Raw genomic sequence first — 20652 nt, 5'->3', positions numbered from 1 at the left:
AAGAATATTAAACAGGCAGGATGAAAGTCCTACCTCTAAAGAAGTGTATGGAAGTTGAAACCAAAATATATTACCCCAATTTGGCAGCTGTTGAAGCGGCCGCCAGAAAATTACAGGGTGTTGCCGCGGTAACGCCACTGATTCCAAACCAGCGTTACTCAAAACAATTTGAGGCCAACATCGTGTTTAAGCGTGAAGATTTACAGCAAGTACGCTCCTATAAAATTAGGGGTGCTTACAATAAAATGTCATCGTTGAGCCCAACGGAAATTGAAAATGGCATTGTGTGTGCAAGTGCAGGAAACCACGCGCAAGGTGTGGCGTTATCTTGCAAATTATTAAAAATCAAGGGTACTATTTTTATGCCCTCACCTACACCAAAACAAAAAATTGAACAAGTCAACATGTTTGGTGAAGACTATATTGATGTGGTTTTGGTGGGTGATACTTTTGATGATGCCAACACTGCCGCAATGTTAGAATGTGAGCGGTTAAACAAAACCTTTATTCATCCTTTTAATGATGAAAAGGTTATTGAAGGTCAGGCAACGGTAGGCTTAGAAATTATAGATCAGGCACAACATCCTATTCATTATGTCTTTGTTCCTGTTGGCGGCGGCGGATTGTCTTCTGGATTATCTTCTGTGTTTAGAGAATTATCTCCAAACACAAAAATTATTGGTGTGGAGCCTAAAGGTGCGCCATCAATGTTAACGTCTATCACCAACAAGCGCAATACCGAATTAAAAAAGATAGAAAATTTTGTAGATGGTGCAGCAGTAAAGCGTGTGGGCGACTTAAACTTCGCTATATGTCAGCAGAACCTTCACGCTATGGTGACTGTTGATGAAGGCAACGTGTGCCAAACCATTCTAGATTTATACAACAAAGACGCTATTGTGGTAGAACCTGCGGGCGCTTTAAGCATTGCCGCTTTGGAACAGTATGCAGATGACATCAAAGGTAAAAATGTCATCTGCATTGTTAGTGGCAGCAATAATGACATCACCAGAACTGCTGAAATAAAGGAACGCGCACTTTTATATGCCAATCTGAAACACTATTTTATTATCAAGTTTCCACAGCGCGCAGGGGCACTTCGTGAGTTTGTGGTTGATATTTTGGGACCGACGGACGATATCACACACTTTGAATACACCAAAAAAACCAACCGCGAAAACGGCGCCGCCGTAGTTGGTTTGGAGTTAAGGTCAGCAGATGATTTACAACCACTCATCACCAAAATGAAACTCCATAATTTTTACGGCGATTACCTCAATAACAAACCAGATTTATTTCAATTTTTAGTATAAAAAACTTATGAACATTCCAGAACAGTATCAAATAAAAACACTTATCCACCAAAACAGTTATTTAGTTAATGGCGAATTAAAACCTTGGTCTGGAGAAAGCTCGGACGTCTATTCTACCATTTCTTCAACAGAAACTTACAAGCCAACGTTGTTGGGCAGCATTCCAACCTTAGGAGAAAAAGAAGCTCTAGAAGCCATGGACGCTGCGGTTCACGCCTATGACAAGGGTCAGGGTTTATGGCCAACTATGAAAGTGAAGGATCGTATTGAGTGCATGGAAACGTTTGTGACCCAAATGAAAACCAAGCGCGAGGAAATTGTAAAATTGCTCATGTGGGAAATTGGCAAAACGTTGCCAGATTCAGAAAAAGAATTTGACAGAACGGTCGATTATATTTATGACACGATTGAAGAATACAAACAATTAGATAGGGACAATGCCAAATTTGAAAAACAGGATGGTGTTTATGCACATATCCGAAGAGGACCACTTGGCGTCGTGCTCTGTTTAGGACCCTACAATTATCCTTTAAATGAAACGTTTGCGCTGTTGATACCTGCGCTGATTATGGGGAATACCGCCATCTTTAAACCAGCAAAGCATGGCGTGTTATTGATTTCTCCACTATTGGAAGCTTTTCAAAGCAGTTTTCCAAAAGGTGTTGTCAATATCATATACGGCCGTGGAAGAACGGTTGCCACGCCCATCATGCAATCTGGAAAGGTGGATGTTTTGGCGCTTATTGGGAATAGTAAATCGGCGAACGCTCTGCAGAACCAACACCCCAAAAGCAACCGATTACGATTGGTTTTAGGTTTGGAAGCAAAAAATCCTGCCATTGTTCTTAAAGATGCCGATTTAGATTTGGCTATCGACGAATGTATTGCCGGAACCACATCATTTAACGGACAACGCTGTACCGCTTTAAAAATAGTGTATGTGCATGAAGACATTGTGGACGAGTTCAACAAGAGTTTTTCTGCAAGAGTAGATGCTTTAAAATTTGGAAACCCTTGGGAAGCTGGTGCTAAATTAACGCCATTACCTGAACCTGATAAACCACAATATATTCAGGAATTGATTGATGACGCTCTTGATAAAGGTGCTAAGATAGTAAATGAGAAAGGTGGTGAAACCACTGAAAATTATATATTTCCTGCTGTTTTATATCCTGTCAATAAGGAGATGCGGGTGTTTCAAGAAGAACAATTTGGACCTGTAATTCCTGTGCTATCGTTTAAAGATATTGACGAGCCATTAGATGATATGGCCGCTTCAAACTATGGTCAGCAAGTAAGTTTATTTGGTAGTGATATTAACACCTTGGCCCCATTGATTGATACCTTGGTTAATTTAGTATGCCGTGTCAACCTCAACAGTTCTTGCCAACGTGGGCCAGATGTGTATCCGTTTACAGGTAGAAAAGATTCTGCTGTAGGCACCCTGAGTGTCCATGACGCACTGCGCTCATTTTCCATTAGGACTTTTGTTGCCTCAAAAGACAACCCTTATAACAATGCCATTTTAAAGAATTTATTAGATAGCAAAGCCTCCAATTTTGTAAGTACAGATTATATACTTTAAAAAAAGTTAAAAATATTTGAGATGTAAAATAAAATGTTACTTTTGATTCATGTTTCTCATAAAAAATAAAATACGTCCATCAAGTCCCGCAATGCTATTGCGCAGACGCTGTGCATTCTAGCCTAAAAAGAAGTCACTAACGTATATTTATTTTTTTACCTTGATCAAATCACCAAACATAGTTTACTTTTCAAATTCAGTTGTTTCAGATAACAACCTTGAGAGGACATGTCCTTTTCTGTTCCGTCGCCCTTAAGGGTGCGATTTATATTTGGAACTTAGGTGAGTCCGGTTCTTTTTCTCAACAACTCAAACTTTAATTTTTTTAAATTCTAAATATCAAAACAATGGACATTGTTATTGCTAATAAATCTCATACTATCTATGCTCAGATCATTTGCGACACCATTGCAGATTCAGCAAAAGTAAGAGGCACAGGCATTGCCAAGCGCACCCCTGAATACATCATCTCCAAATTAGAAATCGGCAATGCCGTTATTGCTTTGGATGGTGACACCTTTGCTGGCTTTTGTTATATCGAAGCTTGGGGACATGGCAAATTTGTTGCCAATTCTGGACTGATTGTACACCCGGACTATAGAGAGCAAGGCTTAGCCAAGAAAATAAAACAACGTATTTTTCAACATTCCCGAGAGAAATTCCCAGACTCCAAAATATTCAGTATCACTACAGGATTAGCGGTTATGAAAATGAACAGTGATCTGGGTTACAAACCTGTTACATTTTCAGAATTGACAGATGATCAGAGCTTTTGGAAAGGCTGCCAAACCTGCAAAAACTATGATATACTTCAGCGTATGGAACAGAAAATGTGCTTATGTACAGGCATGATATACGACCCTAAAGTAAAAGATAGCAACGAACCAAAAGAAGTAAAAACAAAAGCGTTTCAACGCCTAAAGCAAATCAAACAGGCCTTGTTCTTAAAAAAAGATAAATCATGAGCAAAAAATTAGTTTTAGCCTATAGTGGCGGATTGGATACCTCCTATTGTGCTGTTCATTTAAGCAAGGATTTAGGCTACGAGGTGCACGCTGTCAGTGTGAATACTGGTGGGTTTACTTCTGAAGAAATAGGGAAAATTGAAGCCAACGCCTACAAAATGGGTGTATCCACGTATACGAATATTGATGCAGTGGCCTCTTATTATGAAAAAGTCATCAAATATTTGATCTATGGAAATGTGTTGAAAAACAACACCTATCCTTTATCAGTAAGTGCGGAACGTATCATTCAAGCCATTGAAATTGTTGAATACGCCAAAAGCATCAATGCCGACTATATTGCCCATGGCAGTACAGGCGCAGGTAACGACCAAGTACGCTTTGACATGATTTTTCAAACCTTGGCACCTCATATTGAAATCATCACACCTATAAGAGATAAAAAACTATCCCGACAGGAAGAAATTGATTATCTCAAAAAAAATGATGTTGATATGTCTTGGGAGAAAGCCAAATACTCGGTTAACAAAGGTCTTTGGGGCACCAGTGTTGGTGGCGAAGAAACCCTGACTTCAGAAAAACCTTTGCCTGAGCATGCCTTTCCTTCACAATTAGAGAAAGAGGGCGAAGAAAAAGTGACCCTAACGTTTAAAAAAGGGCAGTTAGTAGCGCTTAATAGTACCTCCAACACGCCAGAAAAAAATATTGAAGCTTTACATAAACTCGCTTCTGCTTATGCTATCGGTCGTGATATTCACGTTGGCGATACTATAGTTGGCATTAAGGGACGGGTTGGTTTCGAAGCGGCAGCGGCACTCATTACTGTGAAAGCACACCACCTATTGGAAAAGCACACGCTTACCAAATGGCAATTGCAGCATAAAGAATACCTCTCCAGTTTTTACGGCATGCACTTGCACGAAGGACAATATTTAGATCCAGTGATGCGAAACATAGAAGCCTTTTTGGAAAGCAGCCAGCAAAATGTATCAGGAGATGTGGTGGTGACTTTAAAACCGTATCATTTTACTTTGGACGGCATTTCTTCCAAACATGACCTGATGAATGCCAAGTTTGGTAGTTATGGCGAAATGAACAAAGGTTGGACCGCAGATGAAGCCAAAGGATTTATAAAAATCATAGGCAATCAAAATAAAATTTATCATCAAGTAAATTCAGAGTCATGATCGACGTAGGCATTATTGGAGGTGCAGGTTACACTGCTGGTGAATTGATTCGGTTGCTTTTAAACCATCCAAAAACAAATCTTAATTTCATTTACAGCACATCCAACGCAGGAAATAAAATTTATAAAGTACACCAAGATTTGCTAGGCAGCACAGATTTGGAATTTTCAAGCTCCATAAATCCAAAAGTGGATGTGTTGTTTTTGTGTTTAGGTCATGGCAATTCCAAAGCATTTTTAGAAACACATACCTTTTCTGATCACACTAAAATCATCGATTTAAGCAACGATTTCAGGTTGGAAAAGGATCGCGACTTTGAAGGAAAGCATTTCGTTTACGGCTTGCCAGAATTACAAAAAGACGCTATTATAAACGCTAATTATATAGCAAATCCAGGGTGTTTTGCAACAGCTATTCAATTAGCAATCTTACCATTAGCAGCCCATCAACTTTTAAAAGAAGATATACACGTCAATGCCGTTACGGGTTCTACAGGTGCAGGAACATCATTGTCTGACACAACCCATTTTTCCTGGCGCGACAATAACTTTTCACATTATAAAGCTTTTACGCATCAGCATTTGGGAGAAATTAATGAAAGTATACATCTGTTGCAAAAAGAGGTCTCTAGTGAAGTCCATTTAGTTACCAACAGAGGCAACTTTTCAAGAGGCATTTTTGCCACAGCCTATACTGATTTTGACGGTAGTTTAGAAGATGCAAAAAAGCTATATAAAGCCTATTATAAAGATGCGGCATTTACGTATGTTTCTGATGAAGACATTCATTTAAAACAAGTGGTCAATACCAATAAATGCATTCTTCACTTATATAAACACAATAACAAACTATTAATAACGAGCATCATAGACAATTTATTAAAAGGCGCTTCAGGACAAGCCATTCAAAATATGAATTTGATTTTTGGATTTGAAGAGACTGAAGGATTACAATTAAAAGCTAACTTTTTTTAACCTCAATAAAACCTTTCAGGTTTTGATCCCGACGCTTCGGGACTGAAAGGTTTGAATAATATCACAACTATGAAAATAGCAATCATCGGTACAGGAAATTTAGGTAAATCTATCGCCAAAGGGCTCATTACCAACAGTGCGATTACCACCTTATACCTTACCAAAAGAAATACGGAAAGCATCTTAGAGTTTGAAGGTTACAAAAATGTCACCTTAACGACGGACAATGCTTTGGCGGTTCAAAATTCTGATATTTTAATTTTAGCAGTTCAGCCTTCACATTTAGAAAATGTCTTAAAGGAGCTTAGTCCGTTGATTACTGAAAAACACGTCGTAATCTCTACTGTTACAGGATTTTTGATTCCCAAAATTGAGGCTATAATTGGTACAGAACAATTTATCATTAGAGCGATGCCAAATACGGCCATTGCCGTCGGGAAATCTATGACCTGCATTTGCAGCAATGTCCAAGGTACAAAGCGCATCAAAATTGCTGAAGCCATTTTTAACCGTTTGGGTCATTCGATGATCATTCCCGAATCGCAAATGCAAGCCGCAACGGTGGTTTGTGCAAGTGGGATTGCCTTTTGGATGCGACTCATTCGCGCCACAACCCAAGCTGCCATTCAGTTAGGTTTTGATGCTAAAGAAGCTCAAGAATTAGCGATGTACACGAGCGAAGGTGCCGCCAATTTATTAATTGCCACCGGCCATCATCCTGAAGAGGAAATTGATCGTGTGACCACACCAAAAGGCTGCACCATTGAAGGGTTGAATGAAATGGAGCACAAAGGCTTGAGCTCGTCGTTAATTCAGGGCATGGTCGCTTCCTACAATAAAATTAGCAACATTAGAGAGGAACAACTATGAGTTTATTTAATGTCTATCCACTTTTTGATATCACGCCTGTAAACGCCAAAGACCTTGCCGTATACGATGATAAAGGCGTCGAATATTTGGATTTGTATGGCGGTCATGCCGTGATTTCCATAGGACATTCACATCCAGAATATGTGCATGCCATTTCAAACCAAGTAGAAAAGTTAGGTTTTTATAGCAACGCAATTCAAAATCCGCTACAAGAATCCTTAGCCGTAGAACTTGAACGCATTTCTGGCTGTAAGGATTACCAATTGTTTTTATGTAATTCTGGTGCTGAGGCTAATGAAAACGCGCTTAAATTGGCATCGTTCCACACAGGAAAAAAGAATATTGTGGCCTTTAAAAATTCCTTCCACGGACGAACCTCAGCAGCTGTTGCCGCTACTGACGATCTCAAAATTGTAGCGCCAATAAATGCACAGCAACATGTGGACTTTGTAGCTTTGGGGGATTTGAACGGTGTCGAAACTGTTTTAAAGCAAAAAGACACCTGCGCCGTTATCATTGAATGCATTCAGGGTGTGGGCGGTTTGGATGAAAGTACTGCGGAATTTTACAAAGGGTTGGAGAAGTTATGTAAATCTTATAAGGTCATGTTGATTGCAGATGAAGTCCAATCTGGTTTTGGAAGAACGGGCGATTTTTTTGCGTTTCAGAAATACGAATGGACTCCAGATATTATCTCAATAGCCAAAGGGATGGGCAACGGATTTCCCATAGGCGGTATTTTGATTCATCCCGATATTAAGGCGTCATTTGGCTTGTTGGGCACCACTTTTGGTGGCAATCATTTGGCCTGTGCCGCTTCATTAGCCGTTTTGAAAGTTTTGGAATCTGAGAAGTTGATGAAAAATGCAGATGAGATGTCGGCTTATTTTATGAAGAAAGCGCAGCATTTGCCACATTTGAAAAGGGTAAAAGGCCGCGGACTCATGTTGGGATTGGAGTTTGATTTTCCAGTTGCAGAGTTGCGCAAAAAGCTCATTTACACCCATAAGATCTTTACTGGAAGCGCCAAAAACCCGAATTTGATACGGATCCTTCCACCGTTAACAATACAAGAGCATCATATAGATTTGCTTTTTGACGCATTGAAACAGGAATTGCTTTTGATGAATGGTGGATAGCAATCAGTAATAAAACCTAACAGGTTTTTGAAACCTGTTAGGTTTGATAAAAAACAAGGATCAATTAAAGAGATTCCCGCTGGAGTTTATCTTGAGCGGAGTCGAAAGACGGGAAGTGATTAAGATTCCCACCTCCGTGGGAATGAAAAATAAATTTTCAATGAAAAAATACACCGAAATAAAAGACATTTCCAATCTTTCTGACATGATTAAGGAAGCCATTTTACTCAAAATGCAACCTTTTGAATTTTCAGAATTAGGAACACATAAAACCTTAGTGATGTTGTTTTTCAACTCAAGTTTGAGAACCCGTTTGAGCACTGAAAAAGCAGCAAGCAATTTAGGAATGCACGTCAGTATTTTGAATGTTAATGATGCGTGGAACATCGAATTTGAAGATGGCAGCATCATGAATACCAACAGCTCTGAACATATCAAAGAAGCTGCCAAAGTGATTTCGCAATATGCTGATATTATTGCCGTTCGCGCATTTCCAGGTCTTGTGGATAAGGAAAAAGACGCTTCAGAATATATCCTTCAAAGTTTTATCAAATATGCCACGGTGCCTATCGTGAATATGGAAAGTGCCACAGCACATCCGTTACAAGCGTTGGCCGATGCCATTACCATCACTGAACTTTCTGAAAAACGTAAACCTAAAGTTGTCTTGTCTTGGGCGCCCCATCCAAAAGCATTGCCGCAAGCGGTTGCCAATTCGTTTGTAGAAATGATGATAGAAATGGACGTTGATCTGACCATCACCCATCCGGAAGGTTATGAGCTTGATGAAATTATTACCAAAAATACGCCCATTACCCATAATCAGACAGCCGCTTTAAAAGATGCCGATTTCGTTTATGTCAAAAACTGGAGCAATTATAAAGACTATGGAAAGGTTCTAAATGAAGATCCAAATTGGATGATGACCCAAGAAAAATTGGGCACTGCGAAGTTTATGCATTGCTTACCGGTAAGACGGAATGTGGTGGTGGAAGACGCAGTTTTAGATGGGGGAAATTCCATCGTTATCAAACAGGCCAATAACAGAACTTTTGCAGCGCAGGTTGTTCTGAAACGTATTTTAGAAAATTTGTAAAAGGTTATAGTACAGACCTAACAGGTTTTAAAAACCTGTTAGGTCTAAATTAGGACAGAACATAAAAAGATACCCGCTTTCACGGGCATACTATGAAAATACTAAAAATCATCAAAATAGGCGGTAACATCATCGATAATGAAGATGCGCTATCCTCTTTTTTAGACACATTTGCTGCTATTGAATCGCCTAAAATATTGATCCATGGTGGTGGCAAATTAGCGACGCAACTCGCCAATCAATTGGGACTTGAAGTCAAAATGATTGATGGTAGACGGATTACAGACAAGGCGACTTTAGACCTCATCACGATGGTGTATGCGGGGAAAATCAACAAAAACATTGTAGCGCAATTACAATCCAGAAACTGCAATGCTATTGGGTTTTCTGGTGCTGATGGCAATACCATTGTCTCTAAAAAGCGACCCGTAAAAACCGTCGACTTCGGATTTGTGGGTGATGTTGAAAAAGTAAACACGGAGATTCTTCAGGTGTTATTGGAGCATAAACTGACCCCTGTCTTCTGCGCCTTAACACACGACAAAAAAGGGCAACTTTTAAACACTAATGCCGATACTATCGCTTCTGAATTGGCCATTGGTTTTGCTGATCAGTATCAAACGGAATTATACTATTGCTTTGAAAAAAATGGTGTTCTGAGCGATGTAAATGATGAAGATTCAGTGATCAAACAAATCACCACGCAAACCTATCAACGTTTAATTGATGATAACATCATTGCAGATGGCATGCTTCCTAAATTGAATAACTGCATTCATGCTATTGAAAAGAACGTTCACAAAGTCTGTATCGGTAAATCTGAAATGTTATATGACGCCGCAGCTAATTTTACAACCATTACCAAATGACACAAAAGCTAACGACAGATGCCATTGCATTGCTCAAAAATTTGATCGAAACTTCTTCCTTTTCATCAGAAGAAGTTCAAACGGCATTGCTTATTGAGCAATGGTTTCAAAACTATACTATTGACTATACAAGGACGATAAACAATGTTTGGGCAACCAATAAACATTTTGACGTTTCCAAACCCACATTATTGCTCAATTCCCACCACGACACAGTAAAGCCTAATACCGCTTACACCAAAGATCCTTTTAAGGCCATTGTTGAAGACGGCAAATTATATGGTTTGGGGAGTAATGACGCTGGAGGCTGTTTGGTGTCTCTTATCGCTACGTTTACTTATTTTTATGAGCATCAAGACTTACTGTACAATTTGGTGATGGTCGCTTCCGCAGAAGAAGAAAGCAGCGGCCCCAATGGACTGAACAGCATGCTGAAGGTCATCCCTAAAATAGATGTCGCCATTGTGGGAGAACCTACCTTGATGCAACTCGCCATTGCCGAAAAAGGCCTTGTCGTTTTTGATGCCAAAGTAAAAGGAACGCCAAGCCATGCGGCCCATCCTAATGAAGATAATGCCATTTATAACAGCATTAAAGTGCTACAATGGTTTAAAGATTATAAATTTGAAAAGGTATCTGCTGCTTTGGGCGAAGTTAAAGTAACAGTGTCCCAGATAAATGCGGGAAAACAGCACAACGCTATACCTGCTGAAGTGGATTTGGTAGTGGATGTGCGGGTGAATGATTGCTATACCAATGCTGAAATTGTCGAGATTCTTCAAAAGGAGTCGCCTTGCAGCAGCATTATTCCGAGAAGTATCCGATTAAATTCGTCTTCAATTCCTAAAGATCATGAATTGGTAAAAGCAGGCATCGCTTTGGGACGAGAAACTTACGGCTCACCAACGCTTTCAGATCAAGCAGTTTTGAGCTGTCCGTCGTTAAAATTGGGCCCAGGAGATAGTACGCGCTCACATTCGGCAGATGAATTTATTTATATTAATGAGATTGAGGAAGGGATTGGGTTGTATATTCAATTATTGAAGAAAATATTAAAGATAGAATTAAGTATTAAGATTTGAGAATTAAGACTTGGTGTAGGAATAATTCAAAACTTGATGTCAATAGAAAAATAATTAAAAAATGAAGGTAGGGATTACTGCCTTCGCAGGAATTTGTATGAAACTCTGGGATAAAGGAATTAGTATTGATAAAAAAATAGAACAATTTACCGTTGGAAACGATAGGGAAATTGATTTGCATATCGCTAAATATGATATACAAGCGTCTTTGGCACACGCCAAAATGCTTGAATCTATTGGTGTTTTATCAAAAGAAGAATTAGCAAAATTAGAAGGTGGTTTAAAAATCTTGGCGGAACAAATTGAAGATGGTACGTTTGAAATAGAAGCACAATTTGAAGACGTGCACTCTAAAATTGAGTTTGAACTGACCAAAACTTTAGGTGAAGTCGGGAAAAAAATCCATACCGCGCGTTCAAGAAATGATCAGGTTTTAGTGGCATTACAGCTATATTACAAAGATAATCTAGGACTCATTTATGACAAAACAGAAGTCTTTTTCAACACGTTGTTAAACTTAGCCGAAACCCACAAAAAAGCAATGCTTCCTGGATACACGCATTTACAGGTGGCAATGCCTTCATCTTTCGGATTATGGTTTTCAGCCTATGCCGAAGTGCTTATTGACGATGTCTATCTGCTTAATGCTGCTTTAAAAACGGTAGATCAAAATCCGTTGGGATCCGCAGCTGGTTATGGCAGTTCCTTCGGAATTGATCGTGAATTGACGACCAAAGAACTGAAATTTTCCACCTTAAAGTACAACGTTGTGGCAGCCCAAATGGCTCGTGGCAAAAGTGAGCGCACCATTGCGTTAACCTTGGGAAGCTTGTGCAATACCATGGCCCGATTTGCGATGGATATTTGCCTCTATATGAGCCAAAATTTTAGCTTTATCAGTTTTCCTGATGAGCTGACTACGGGAAGCAGCATCATGCCACACAAAAAGAATCCTGATGTGTTTGAACTGATCCGAGGGAAGTGCAATAAAATTCAAGCGCTACATACGGAGATGATACTGATCACCAATAATCTTCCAAGCGGTTACCATCGCGATTATCAGTTGTTAAAGGAGAACATGATTTTGGCCATCAACGATGTGAAGGATATTTTGGATATTTTTAATTACGCCATTCAACAAATAGAAGTTAAGGACATCGATTTAAACGATGCAAAATACCAGTATTTATTTACGGTTGACAACATTAATACATTGGTTGAAGGAGGAATGAGTTTCCGTGAAGCTTATCAAATTATTGGAAAACAGGTGCAGGAAGGAACATATAAACCGGATATTTCTAAAGCGCATACCCACAAAGGCAGTATTGGGAATTTATGTTTGGAGGAGATTAAAGCGAAGTTTCCGAAACGCGAAAAGCACCCGTGAAAGGATGCTTTTCTGAAGTTCTACTATTTAAATCTGACTAACTAATTTATTTTAAATAATAGTAGATTGTCCCAAGTGAATGTTTGTAAAATTCATGTTGTTGTCTTTCGGGTTATTGATAAAATCTTCTATAAAATCGCCCACTTTGCTTGTTGATATGTGATTGAATTTAGTGTTCAAATCTGGCGTTGTGATATTCAACTTCAACGAACGTTCCACCCCTTCCCTAATCAATTCAGCTTCTTCAAAAAGCCCAAAATGATCCAACAACATGGCTGCGGATAAAATGGACGCAATCGGGTTGGCTATTCCCAAATCTTTTGCCTGCGGATAAGAGCCGTGAATTGGCTCAAACATGGCAAAGTAATCACCAACTGACGCTGATGCCAAAAGACCGATAGAGCCACCTATAACACTCGCCTCGTCGCTGATGATGTCTCCAAACATATTTTCTGTTAAGATGACATCAAATTGTTTAGGGTTTAAGATGATTTGCATCGCTGCATTATCAACAAATAAGAAGTCGAGTTTGACATCTTTGTACTCTTGTGAAACTTCTGTTACCACCCTTCGCCATAAACGCGAACTTTCCAAAACATTGGCTTTATCCACTAAGGTCACTTTACGCTTTCTGGACTGGGCAGATTTGAATGCCAAATGTGTGATGCGTTCAATTTCTGCACGTGTATACTCACATAGATCTGATGCCGTATTGCCATCGTCACTGAGTTTTTTCTCTCCAAAGTAAATGCCACCGGTCAACTCTCTATAAATGCAAATATCAGTGCCTTTTATAATATGCCTTTTTAAGGGCGATTTATCCAAAAGTGTGTCATAAGCTTTCACTGGTCTGATATTGGCATACAACCCTAATTCCTTGCGCAGCTTTAGCAAGCCTTGCTCCGGGCGCACTTTGGCCGACGGATCATTATCATATTTTGGATCGCCAATGGCGCCAAACAAAATGGCATCTGTGGCTTTACATAAATCGAGGGTTGTTTTTGGTAACGGCTCCCCAGTTTCATCAATTGCAACAGCCCCAACAGGTGCGTATTTGAATTGAAATGTGTGATCAAATTCTTGTGCAATGGCCTTCAAAACTTTAACCGCTTGTGCAGTTACTTCTGGTCCTACGCCATCTCCTGGCAATACAGCTATTTTTAGTTTCATAAATTACAGCGAAGGCAGGAATCTCACCCAACCTTCAATTATTAGTGTTAATGTTCTTTACATCTGATCTCGACTGCGCTCGACCTGACAACCTATTTTCTCTTTTTTCAACATTCTTTCATTAAGAACAGTGTTTACTGCAAACTCAATTCAAATGCTTCAATACTTTCTTTTTTACTCAGCAAATAGTCAATATCATCATATCCATTGATCATACATGTTTTTTTATAAGCGTCAATCTCAAAAGCTTCTTTATGATTTGAATCTTTTATTCCGATAGTCTGCGCTTCTAAATCGACAGTTATTTCAGTTTTAGGAGTCACTTTGATCGCGGTCATTAATTCCTTTAAAAATTCAGGAGACACCTGAACTGGAAGTAAACCATTATTAAGAGCGTTGCCTTTAAAGATATCTGCAAAAAAACTGGAGACAATCACTTTAAATCCGTAATCGGTTAATGCCCAAGCGGCATGTTCTCTGCTGCTGCCGCATCCAAAATTATCACCGGCCACTAAAATTGGACCATCAAATTGAGATTGATTCAACACAAAGTTATTATTGACGGTACCCTCCTTTTGAAAACGCCAATCTCTAAATGCATTTTCTCCAAAACCTTCCCTGTTGGTGGCTTTTAAAAAACGCGCAGGGATAATCTGATCGGTATCGACATTCTCGATATCCAATGGGATTGCTGTTGCTGTTAGTGTTTTAAATTTTTCCATTCCCCTAAATCCCCGAAGGGGACTTTTTTAAATTTAATTTTATTATTCAAACCTGTCAGTCCCGACACTTCGGGATAAAAACCTTATAGGTTAGTTACTGTTTTAATTCAATTGTTTCGTAATATCAATAATCTTCCCCTCAACCGCAGTGGCAGCGGCCATTAACGGACTTGCTAAAATAGTACGCGCGCCTTGCCCTTGCCTGCCCTCAAAATTCCTGTTGGAAGTCGAAACGCAATATTCGCCTTGCGGAATTTTATCATCGTTCATCGCCAAACATGCTGAGCAACCGGGTTGGCGCAACTCAAATCCGGCATCATCAAAAATGATTTTTAAGCCTTCTTCAATAATCTGAGCTTCTACCTGCTTGCTTCCAGGGACTAACCATGCTGTAACATTATCTGCTTTTTGTTTGCCCTTAATATAATCTGCAGCAATCCTAAAATCTTCTATTCTTGAATTGGTGCAACTTCCTATAAAAACAAAATTAATCGGTTTGCCAATCAAGGTCTCCCCTTTTTTGAAGTCCATATATTCCAAAGCTTTCTCGAAAGAGGCGTCACTGGTTTCTGGAATAAACTCAGAAATTTTGATGCCCATTCCCGGATTGGTGCCGTAGGTCACCATCGGTTCAATATCCTCGGCATCAAAATGGTATTCTTTGTCAAATGTGGCATCAGCATCTGTTGGCAAGGTTTTCCAATAGGCCACTTTTTTATCGAAGACTTCACCTTTTGGTGCAAATTCACGTCCTTTTACATATTCAAAAGTAGTTTTATCAGGAGCAATCATCCCACCACGAGCGCCCATTTCAATACTCATATTACAAACGGTCATGCGGCCTTCCATAGACATATTTTCAAAAACATCTCCGGCGTATTCGCAAAAATAGCCTGTGCCAGCATTGGTGCCGATTTTAGAAATAATATAAAGAATAACATCTTTAGAAAGCACGCCATTTCTCAACGTTCCGTTAACGGTGACTCTCAAACTCTTTGGTTTTGTAAGCAGTAAACATTGGCTTGCAAAAACCTGCGCTACTTGACTGGTGCCGATACCGAACGCAATGGTACCAAAAGCACCATGTGTTGAGGTATGGCTGTCGCCGCATACAATGGTCATTCCGGGTTGAGTGATCCCTAATTCTGGAGCCATGACGTGTACAATGCCGTTATATTTATGCCCTAGCTCATAGAGGGTAATATTGTTCTTCTTGCAATTTTCAGAAAGCTGTTCCAACTGTTTTCTTGAAAGCTCATCCTTTATTGGTAAATGCTGATTTAAGGTTGGTGTATTATGGTCTGCCGTGGCCACAATCTGGTTCGGTCTGAATACTGGAATCTGGCGCTCTTCAAGCTCATTAAAAGCTTGCGGACTCGTCACTTCATGAATCAGATGTTTATCGATGTACAAGATTTGTGGGCCGTCTTTTATCTTATCGACCACATGTGCATCCCAAACTTTATCAAATAAGGTTTTTCCCATCTTACGCTGAAATTATTTGTTGATACACTTTACTGGTCTCAATGATTTGATGGATATCTTTGTCATTGACTTCTTTCTTCTGATCAGCGAAATTCAAGAAATTGGCATACACATCATCCAATTGCAATTTTGTCAATTCATAACCCACATTTTTAGCTCTGTAAGCCAAGGCTGCACGACCACTTCTCGCGGTCAATACGATAGCTGATTCTGTAACCCCAACATCAGCTGGGTTTATGATTTCATAAGTTCCTCTATTCTTAATCATCCCATCCTGATGGATCCCAGAACTGTGCGCAAACGCGTTGGCACCAACAATAGCTTTATTGGGTTGGGTATAGATGCCCATACTTTCAGAAACCAATTGGCTGATACCGTACAAATTTTGTGTTTTGATATTGGTGTCTAAGTTGAGATACGGGTGTTGTTTCAGCACCATCACCACTTCTTCAAGTGCCGTGTTTCCGGCACGTTCGCCTATACCGTTAATGGTGCATTCAATTTGTCTTGCGCCATTGATGACGCCTTCAATAGAATTGGCAGTCGCCAATCCCAAATCATTATGGCAATGACAGGACAAAATGGCCTTTTCAATACCTTTTACGTTTTCTTTTAAATATTTTATTTTTGCGCCATATTCACTAGGCAAACAATACCCTGTGGTGTCTGGAATATTCAACACGGTTGCTCCGGCTTTAATGGCCATTTCACAAATGCGTGCTAAAAATTCGTTGTCTGTACGTCCCGCATCTTCCGCATAAAATTCGACATCTTCCACGAAGGATTTCGCAAATTTGACAGCCTCAAAAGCACGTTCTATAATGGCATCTTGATTGGAATTGAATTTATATTTGATATGTGATGCTGAGGTGCCAATACCGGTATGGATTCGTGGATATTTCGCGTATCTTAAAGCTTCCGCCGCTACTTTAATATCATTTTCAACCGCACGGGTCAATCCACAAACGGTAGTGTGTTTGATCAGTTTTGAGATTTCCTCTACCGATTTGAAATCGCCAGGACTCGAAACCGGAAAACCAGCTTCAATGATATCTACACCCAAATTTTCGAGGTGCTCTGCAATTATCAATTTTTGCTTGGTATTAAGTTTACATCCCGGAACTTGCTCCCCATCCCTTAAAGTGGTATCAAAAATTTGAACATTATTATCAGACATTTGTTGCATTTTATTTTCGTATTGACTAGCTAATGTATACTTTGGATTCAAATTGAGATTTCCAAGGATTTTGATTTTACGATGTTCAGTCGATTTTTAACATTACAACTATTTGACAGACACATACTTAAAAGCTGATTTAACGTGATGACTAAGGAGCAAAAAGATAATTTATTTCAGTTGGTAAAATCACTGACCAAGTCAGAAAAACGACAATTTAAACTCTATGTGGGACGTCTTGGTGTGAATGCCGACTCCAAATTTTTGAATCTTTTTAACTTTTTGGATAAAGCCAATACATATGATGAAACGGCTATTATAAAAACGGGAATTGTCAAAAAACAGCAATTGGCAAACGTAAAAGCACATTTGTATAAGCAGATTTTAATTAGCTTAAAACTCAATCCATCACATCAAAACATTCGCTCCCAAATACGGGAACAACTTGATTTTGCTTCCATCTTGTACCATAAGGGCCTTTATAAACAGAGTTTAAAAATTCTTGAAAAGGCCAAAGAAGTTGCCATTCAGCATGAAGAAAAAAATCTTGCCTATGAGATTGTGGAGCTCGAAAAAATTATAGAATCACAATATATAACTAGAAGTATCAGCACCCGTGCTGATGAGCTGACGGTGCAAGCCAAAGAATTGAGCGAGTTGAATGTGATTACAAGTAAACTCTCCAATTTATCTCTGCAATTATACAGTATTATCTTAAAAACTGGGTATGTAAAAGATGCTGAGGAAGGGCAAAAGATTACTGCATATTTTAATGATCGACTGCCAAAATTTGAACTCGCTAAAATAGGTTTCAGAGAAAAATTATGGCTTTATAATTCCTATTTATGGTATAGCTTTTTGCTTCAGGATTTTTTAAACTGCTATAAGTACGCCTCAAAATGGGTCAATTTGTTCTATGACAATCCGCATATGATCAGTTTAAACCCAGTGTTTTTTTTAAAGGGCAATAATTATCTACTGGAATCCCTATTTTTTATCAGAAACAAGCCAAGGTTTTTAAAACAGCTTCAAATATTGGAAGACCAATTGGAACAGCCAGATTTTCCAAAGGATGAAAACGTAGAAGCTCTAGTGTTCTTGTATCTTAATTTTCACAGAATCAATCAACATTTTATCGATGGCAGTTTTGATGAAGGTCTGAACCTCATCCCACGGATTGAAAATAGATTCAAAAAATTTAATAGCCGTCTGGATGATCACCATAAGATGATTTTTTACTATAAATTTGCCAGCATGCAGTTTGGTGCTGGAAATAATAAGGCCTGTATTTTCTATCTCGATAAAATTATTTCCAATAAATCTTTATCCATGCGTGAAGATTTGCAGTGTTTTGCAAGGGTTTTAAATTTGGTGGCCCATTATGAGGCGGGCTTGGATTATCATATGGAAAGTTTGCTAAAAAGCACCTATAAATTTCTTTTGAAAATCAATGATTTGTACAAGGTTCAAAAGGAGATGATAAAATTTATCAAAGGCTTGCAGGATATTTATCCGCATGATTTGAAAAATGCGTTTATAGAACTTCACAAAACCTTAAAAACTTATGAAGACCACCCTTATGAACGTCGCGCCTTTTTATATTTGGATATTATTTCTTGGCTAGAAAGCAAAATTGAAAACAAACCTGTTGGACAAATCATTAGAGATAAATATGTGACCCAATTTTCCTCTTAAAACATTAATATTCATACATTAAACTTATGCGCCTTTTAAGACTTTCTTTATTTATAGTGTTGTTGATATTTTCATATAGCTTGCATGCCCAAGGTCTGTTTAAGAAAAAAGATTCCATTGTAACCAAGTCCTTGTCTGAATCTTGGGAACTTGATCAGAAAGATAAAAATGGAACATTTAGACTCAATTCTTATAAACCATTTTATATTTTGCCCTTGCAATGGAGCAATCGTATTAATAAGCAACCTCAAAGTATCGGATCAGAACCTGCCTTTGAAGAGCCTATTGACTATCAGTCAACAGAAGTCAAGTTTCAGCTCAGCTTTAAAACCAAAGTATTACAATCCTTTTTATTCGGCAAAGGCGACCTTTGGATGGGATATACGCAAACCGCCAATTGGCAGGTTTACAATAAAAAGCTTTCACGACCTTTCAGGGAACTTAATTATGAACCAGAGCTAATTGCCATCTTTCCACTAACCTTTAATGTTTTTGGATTTAAGGGTAAAATGGTTGGGGTGGGATTCAATCATCAATCTAACGGAAGAGCAGATCCCATTTCAAGAAGTTGGAACAGGGTGATGTTGCATTTTGCCGTAGAGCGCGATAATTTTCAGGTGTATCTCAAACCTTGGCTAAGAATTGGTTCAGGTTCAGAAGAAGATGACAACCCAAAAATTGAAGATTATGTGGGGCGTGCCGAAGCCAACGTGATTTATAAGAAAAATGGTCATAGCCTAGATCTTTTGTGGCGCAACTCATTGTCATTTAACGAAAATCACGGCAGCATCCAATTCAATTATATGTATCCTATCAGAAATAATCTGAGAGGCCACTTACAGGTGTTTAGTGGTTATGGCGAAAATTTGATTGATTATAACCATTATCAAACAACTATAGGACTCGGGATTTCATTTGTGGAGTGGTAGAATTAACGCTTCGTCCTAAAATAGGGTGACTAAAATTTAACGGCTCTCAATGCCCTATGGAACTATCAAGAATGGCAGCTGCCGAAACAAGAAACCATAGTGTTCAAAAGAAGATGATGAACCCATATGCTTAGTCTATACTTTAATTCCATTAAAATTTAGTAAATTTATAAGGCTACATCTAAAATAATGTATACTCATTTAAGCAAACGCATGGAATGGTGGCACTTCTGCCTACAGTCCAGCTAAAGTTTGAATTGTAAATCCTATTAATTTATGATAAAGTCATTTTTTATAAGCGTGCTTCTATTAATCCCTTTCTTGGGATTCTCGCAGATAAACGATAGTCTGGTTGAACCTGTTATCTCCATAGAAAAGAAAAACCACTTAAAAAATTTATCTATCACCTTCGATATGCGCATGGAGTTTCAGGCCTATACCTTTAGGGGAGGGGACCGTTATTATAATGGGATTCAGTTTGAAAATGGGTTCACAGCGTTGGGAATTTCTGCTAAACTACACGAAAGGCTAAACTTTCATTTTAGAAACCGCTTTAACAAAGGCGGCGATGTGCAATCGTTAGATCAACTGGGCAGCAATATCGAATTGGCCTACATTGACATTAAAGCAAGTCCGACACTTACTATTGCACTAGGAAAAACCTATGCGTTTTACGGGGGTTATGAATACGAGTTCAAAGCTATGGATGTTCTGGAATATAATGATATTCAAAGCAATGCCCTGGCATTTGTTACCGGGGCCGGAATTACCTACCAAAATTCAAAATATCACAAATTCGGATTCCAGGTGCTCAACTCGCGTACCATGCTTTATGAAGACCTATATGGCGATGTAGTTGCGGAAAACATCCAGGAACCTGATTGGCCGGTAGCAATTGTTGGAAACTGGCGTGGAAGCTTTTTCGATGACAAATTACAAACCATTTATAGCTTGAGCTATTCCAACCAGGTAAAAAAAGAGGTACCTATTTTTTTACTTTAGGCCAT

The 20652-nt window shown here is 38.9% G+C and carries 18 protein-coding genes; 14 read left to right on the top strand and 4 right to left on the bottom strand.

Translation table 11 applies throughout. The features are described from left to right. Nucleotides 1-47: 47 nt before the first annotated feature. From ilvA to argH, 11 genes are all read left to right on the top strand, one after another. Nucleotides 48-1313 carry a threonine ammonia-lyase IlvA gene (ilvA, locus tag A9996_RS03495; RefSeq protein WP_066430911.1) on the top strand — a complete coding sequence of 422 codons (1266 nt, stop codon included), beginning with the start codon at nt 48-50 and terminating at the stop codon, nt 1311-1313. A 7-nt stretch (nt 1314-1320) separates the two neighbouring features. After that, nucleotides 1321-2898 (top strand): NADP-dependent glyceraldehyde-3-phosphate dehydrogenase, encoded by a 1578-nt coding sequence (locus tag A9996_RS03490; protein WP_066430909.1) that lies wholly within the window; start codon nt 1321-1323, stop codon nt 2896-2898. 347 nt (nt 2899-3245) lie between these two features. Then, nucleotides 3246-3863 (top strand): GNAT family N-acetyltransferase, encoded by a 618-nt coding sequence (locus tag A9996_RS03485; RefSeq protein ID WP_066430907.1) that lies wholly within the window; start codon nt 3246-3248, stop codon nt 3861-3863. Further along, nucleotides 3860-5050: an argininosuccinate synthase gene (locus A9996_RS03480; RefSeq protein ID WP_066430905.1), complete on the top strand. Its 1191-nt coding sequence runs from the start codon at nt 3860-3862 to the stop codon at nt 5048-5050. Before A9996_RS03485 ends, A9996_RS03480 begins: the two co-directional genes overlap by 4 nt. After that, on the top strand, nt 5047-6024 hold the full coding sequence (gene argC / locus A9996_RS03475; RefSeq protein ID WP_066430903.1) for an N-acetyl-gamma-glutamyl-phosphate reductase: 978 nt from the start codon (nt 5047-5049) through the stop codon (nt 6022-6024). The genes A9996_RS03480 and argC overlap by 4 nt, the downstream gene beginning before the upstream one ends. 69 nt (nt 6025-6093) lie before the next feature. Then, nucleotides 6094-6894, top strand: a complete 801-nt coding sequence (proC, locus tag A9996_RS03470) for a pyrroline-5-carboxylate reductase (protein WP_066430902.1) — start codon at nt 6094-6096, stop codon at nt 6892-6894. After that, on the top strand, nt 6891-8033 hold the full coding sequence (locus A9996_RS03465; RefSeq protein ID WP_066430901.1) for an aspartate aminotransferase family protein: 1143 nt from the start codon (nt 6891-6893) through the stop codon (nt 8031-8033). Before proC ends, A9996_RS03465 begins: the two co-directional genes overlap by 4 nt. 160 nt (nt 8034-8193) lie before the next feature. After that, nucleotides 8194-9129, top strand: a complete 936-nt coding sequence (locus A9996_RS03460) for a Rossmann-fold NAD(P)-binding domain-containing protein (RefSeq protein WP_066431118.1) — start codon at nt 8194-8196, stop codon at nt 9127-9129. Between the two features lie 92 nt (nt 9130-9221). After that, nucleotides 9222-9998, top strand: coding sequence for an acetylglutamate kinase (gene argB / locus A9996_RS03455; protein ID WP_066430900.1), 777 nt, complete (start codon nt 9222-9224; stop codon nt 9996-9998). Continuing rightward, the gene (locus A9996_RS03450; RefSeq protein WP_066430898.1) at nt 9995-11080 is read left to right on the top strand and encodes a M20 family metallo-hydrolase; all 1086 of its coding nucleotides are present in this window, start codon (nt 9995-9997) and stop codon (nt 11078-11080) included. Before argB ends, A9996_RS03450 begins: the two co-directional genes overlap by 4 nt. A 97-nt stretch (nt 11081-11177) precedes the next feature. Next, nucleotides 11178-12467: an argininosuccinate lyase gene (gene argH, locus A9996_RS03445; protein ID WP_066431114.1), complete on the top strand. Its 1290-nt coding sequence runs from the start codon at nt 11178-11180 to the stop codon at nt 12465-12467. Nucleotides 12468-12518: 51 nt separating this feature from the next. On the opposite strand, the gene leuB is transcribed toward argH, so the two are convergent. The 4 genes from leuB to A9996_RS03425 form a co-directional block, all read right to left on the bottom strand. Further along, on the bottom strand, nt 12519-13637 hold the full coding sequence (gene leuB, locus A9996_RS03440; RefSeq protein WP_066430897.1) for a 3-isopropylmalate dehydrogenase: 1119 nt from the start codon (nt 13635-13637) through the stop codon (nt 12519-12521). Nucleotides 13638-13771: 134 nt separating this feature from the next. Next, entirely contained in the window at nt 13772-14359 is a 588-nt protein-coding gene (gene leuD / locus A9996_RS03435; RefSeq protein ID WP_066430896.1) for a 3-isopropylmalate dehydratase small subunit, read from the bottom strand. Between the two features lie 102 nt (nt 14360-14461). Further along, a complete protein-coding gene (gene leuC, locus A9996_RS03430; protein ID WP_066430895.1) occupies nt 14462-15844 on the bottom strand; it encodes a 3-isopropylmalate dehydratase large subunit in 1383 nt (460 codons plus the stop codon). A gap of 1 nt (nt 15845) precedes the next feature. Then, nucleotides 15846-17021 (bottom strand): 2-isopropylmalate synthase, encoded by a 1176-nt coding sequence (locus A9996_RS03425; RefSeq protein WP_083993833.1) that lies wholly within the window; start codon nt 17019-17021, stop codon nt 15846-15848. A gap of 147 nt (nt 17022-17168) precedes the next feature. Here A9996_RS03425 and A9996_RS03420 point away from each other — a divergent pair, with 147 nt between their 5' ends. From A9996_RS03420 to A9996_RS20420, 3 genes are all read left to right on the top strand, one after another. Beyond that, on the top strand, nt 17169-18716 hold the full coding sequence (locus A9996_RS03420) for a hypothetical protein (RefSeq protein WP_066430891.1): 1548 nt from the start codon (nt 17169-17171) through the stop codon (nt 18714-18716). A gap of 26 nt (nt 18717-18742) precedes the next feature. Continuing rightward, nucleotides 18743-19645 carry a phospholipase A gene (locus tag A9996_RS03415; RefSeq protein ID WP_066430890.1) on the top strand — a complete coding sequence of 301 codons (903 nt, stop codon included), beginning with the start codon at nt 18743-18745 and terminating at the stop codon, nt 19643-19645. Between the two features lie 276 nt (nt 19646-19921). Then, nucleotides 19922-20647 carry a porin gene (locus tag A9996_RS20420; RefSeq protein WP_248912314.1) on the top strand — a complete coding sequence of 242 codons (726 nt, stop codon included), beginning with the start codon at nt 19922-19924 and terminating at the stop codon, nt 20645-20647. The last annotated feature ends 5 nt before the right edge of the window (nt 20648-20652 follow it).

The organism is Gelidibacter algens (assembly GCF_001678675.1).
Lineage (GTDB): Bacteria > Bacteroidota > Bacteroidia > Flavobacteriales > Flavobacteriaceae > Gelidibacter > Gelidibacter algens.
This window is presented reverse-complemented; position numbering and strand designations above follow the sequence as displayed.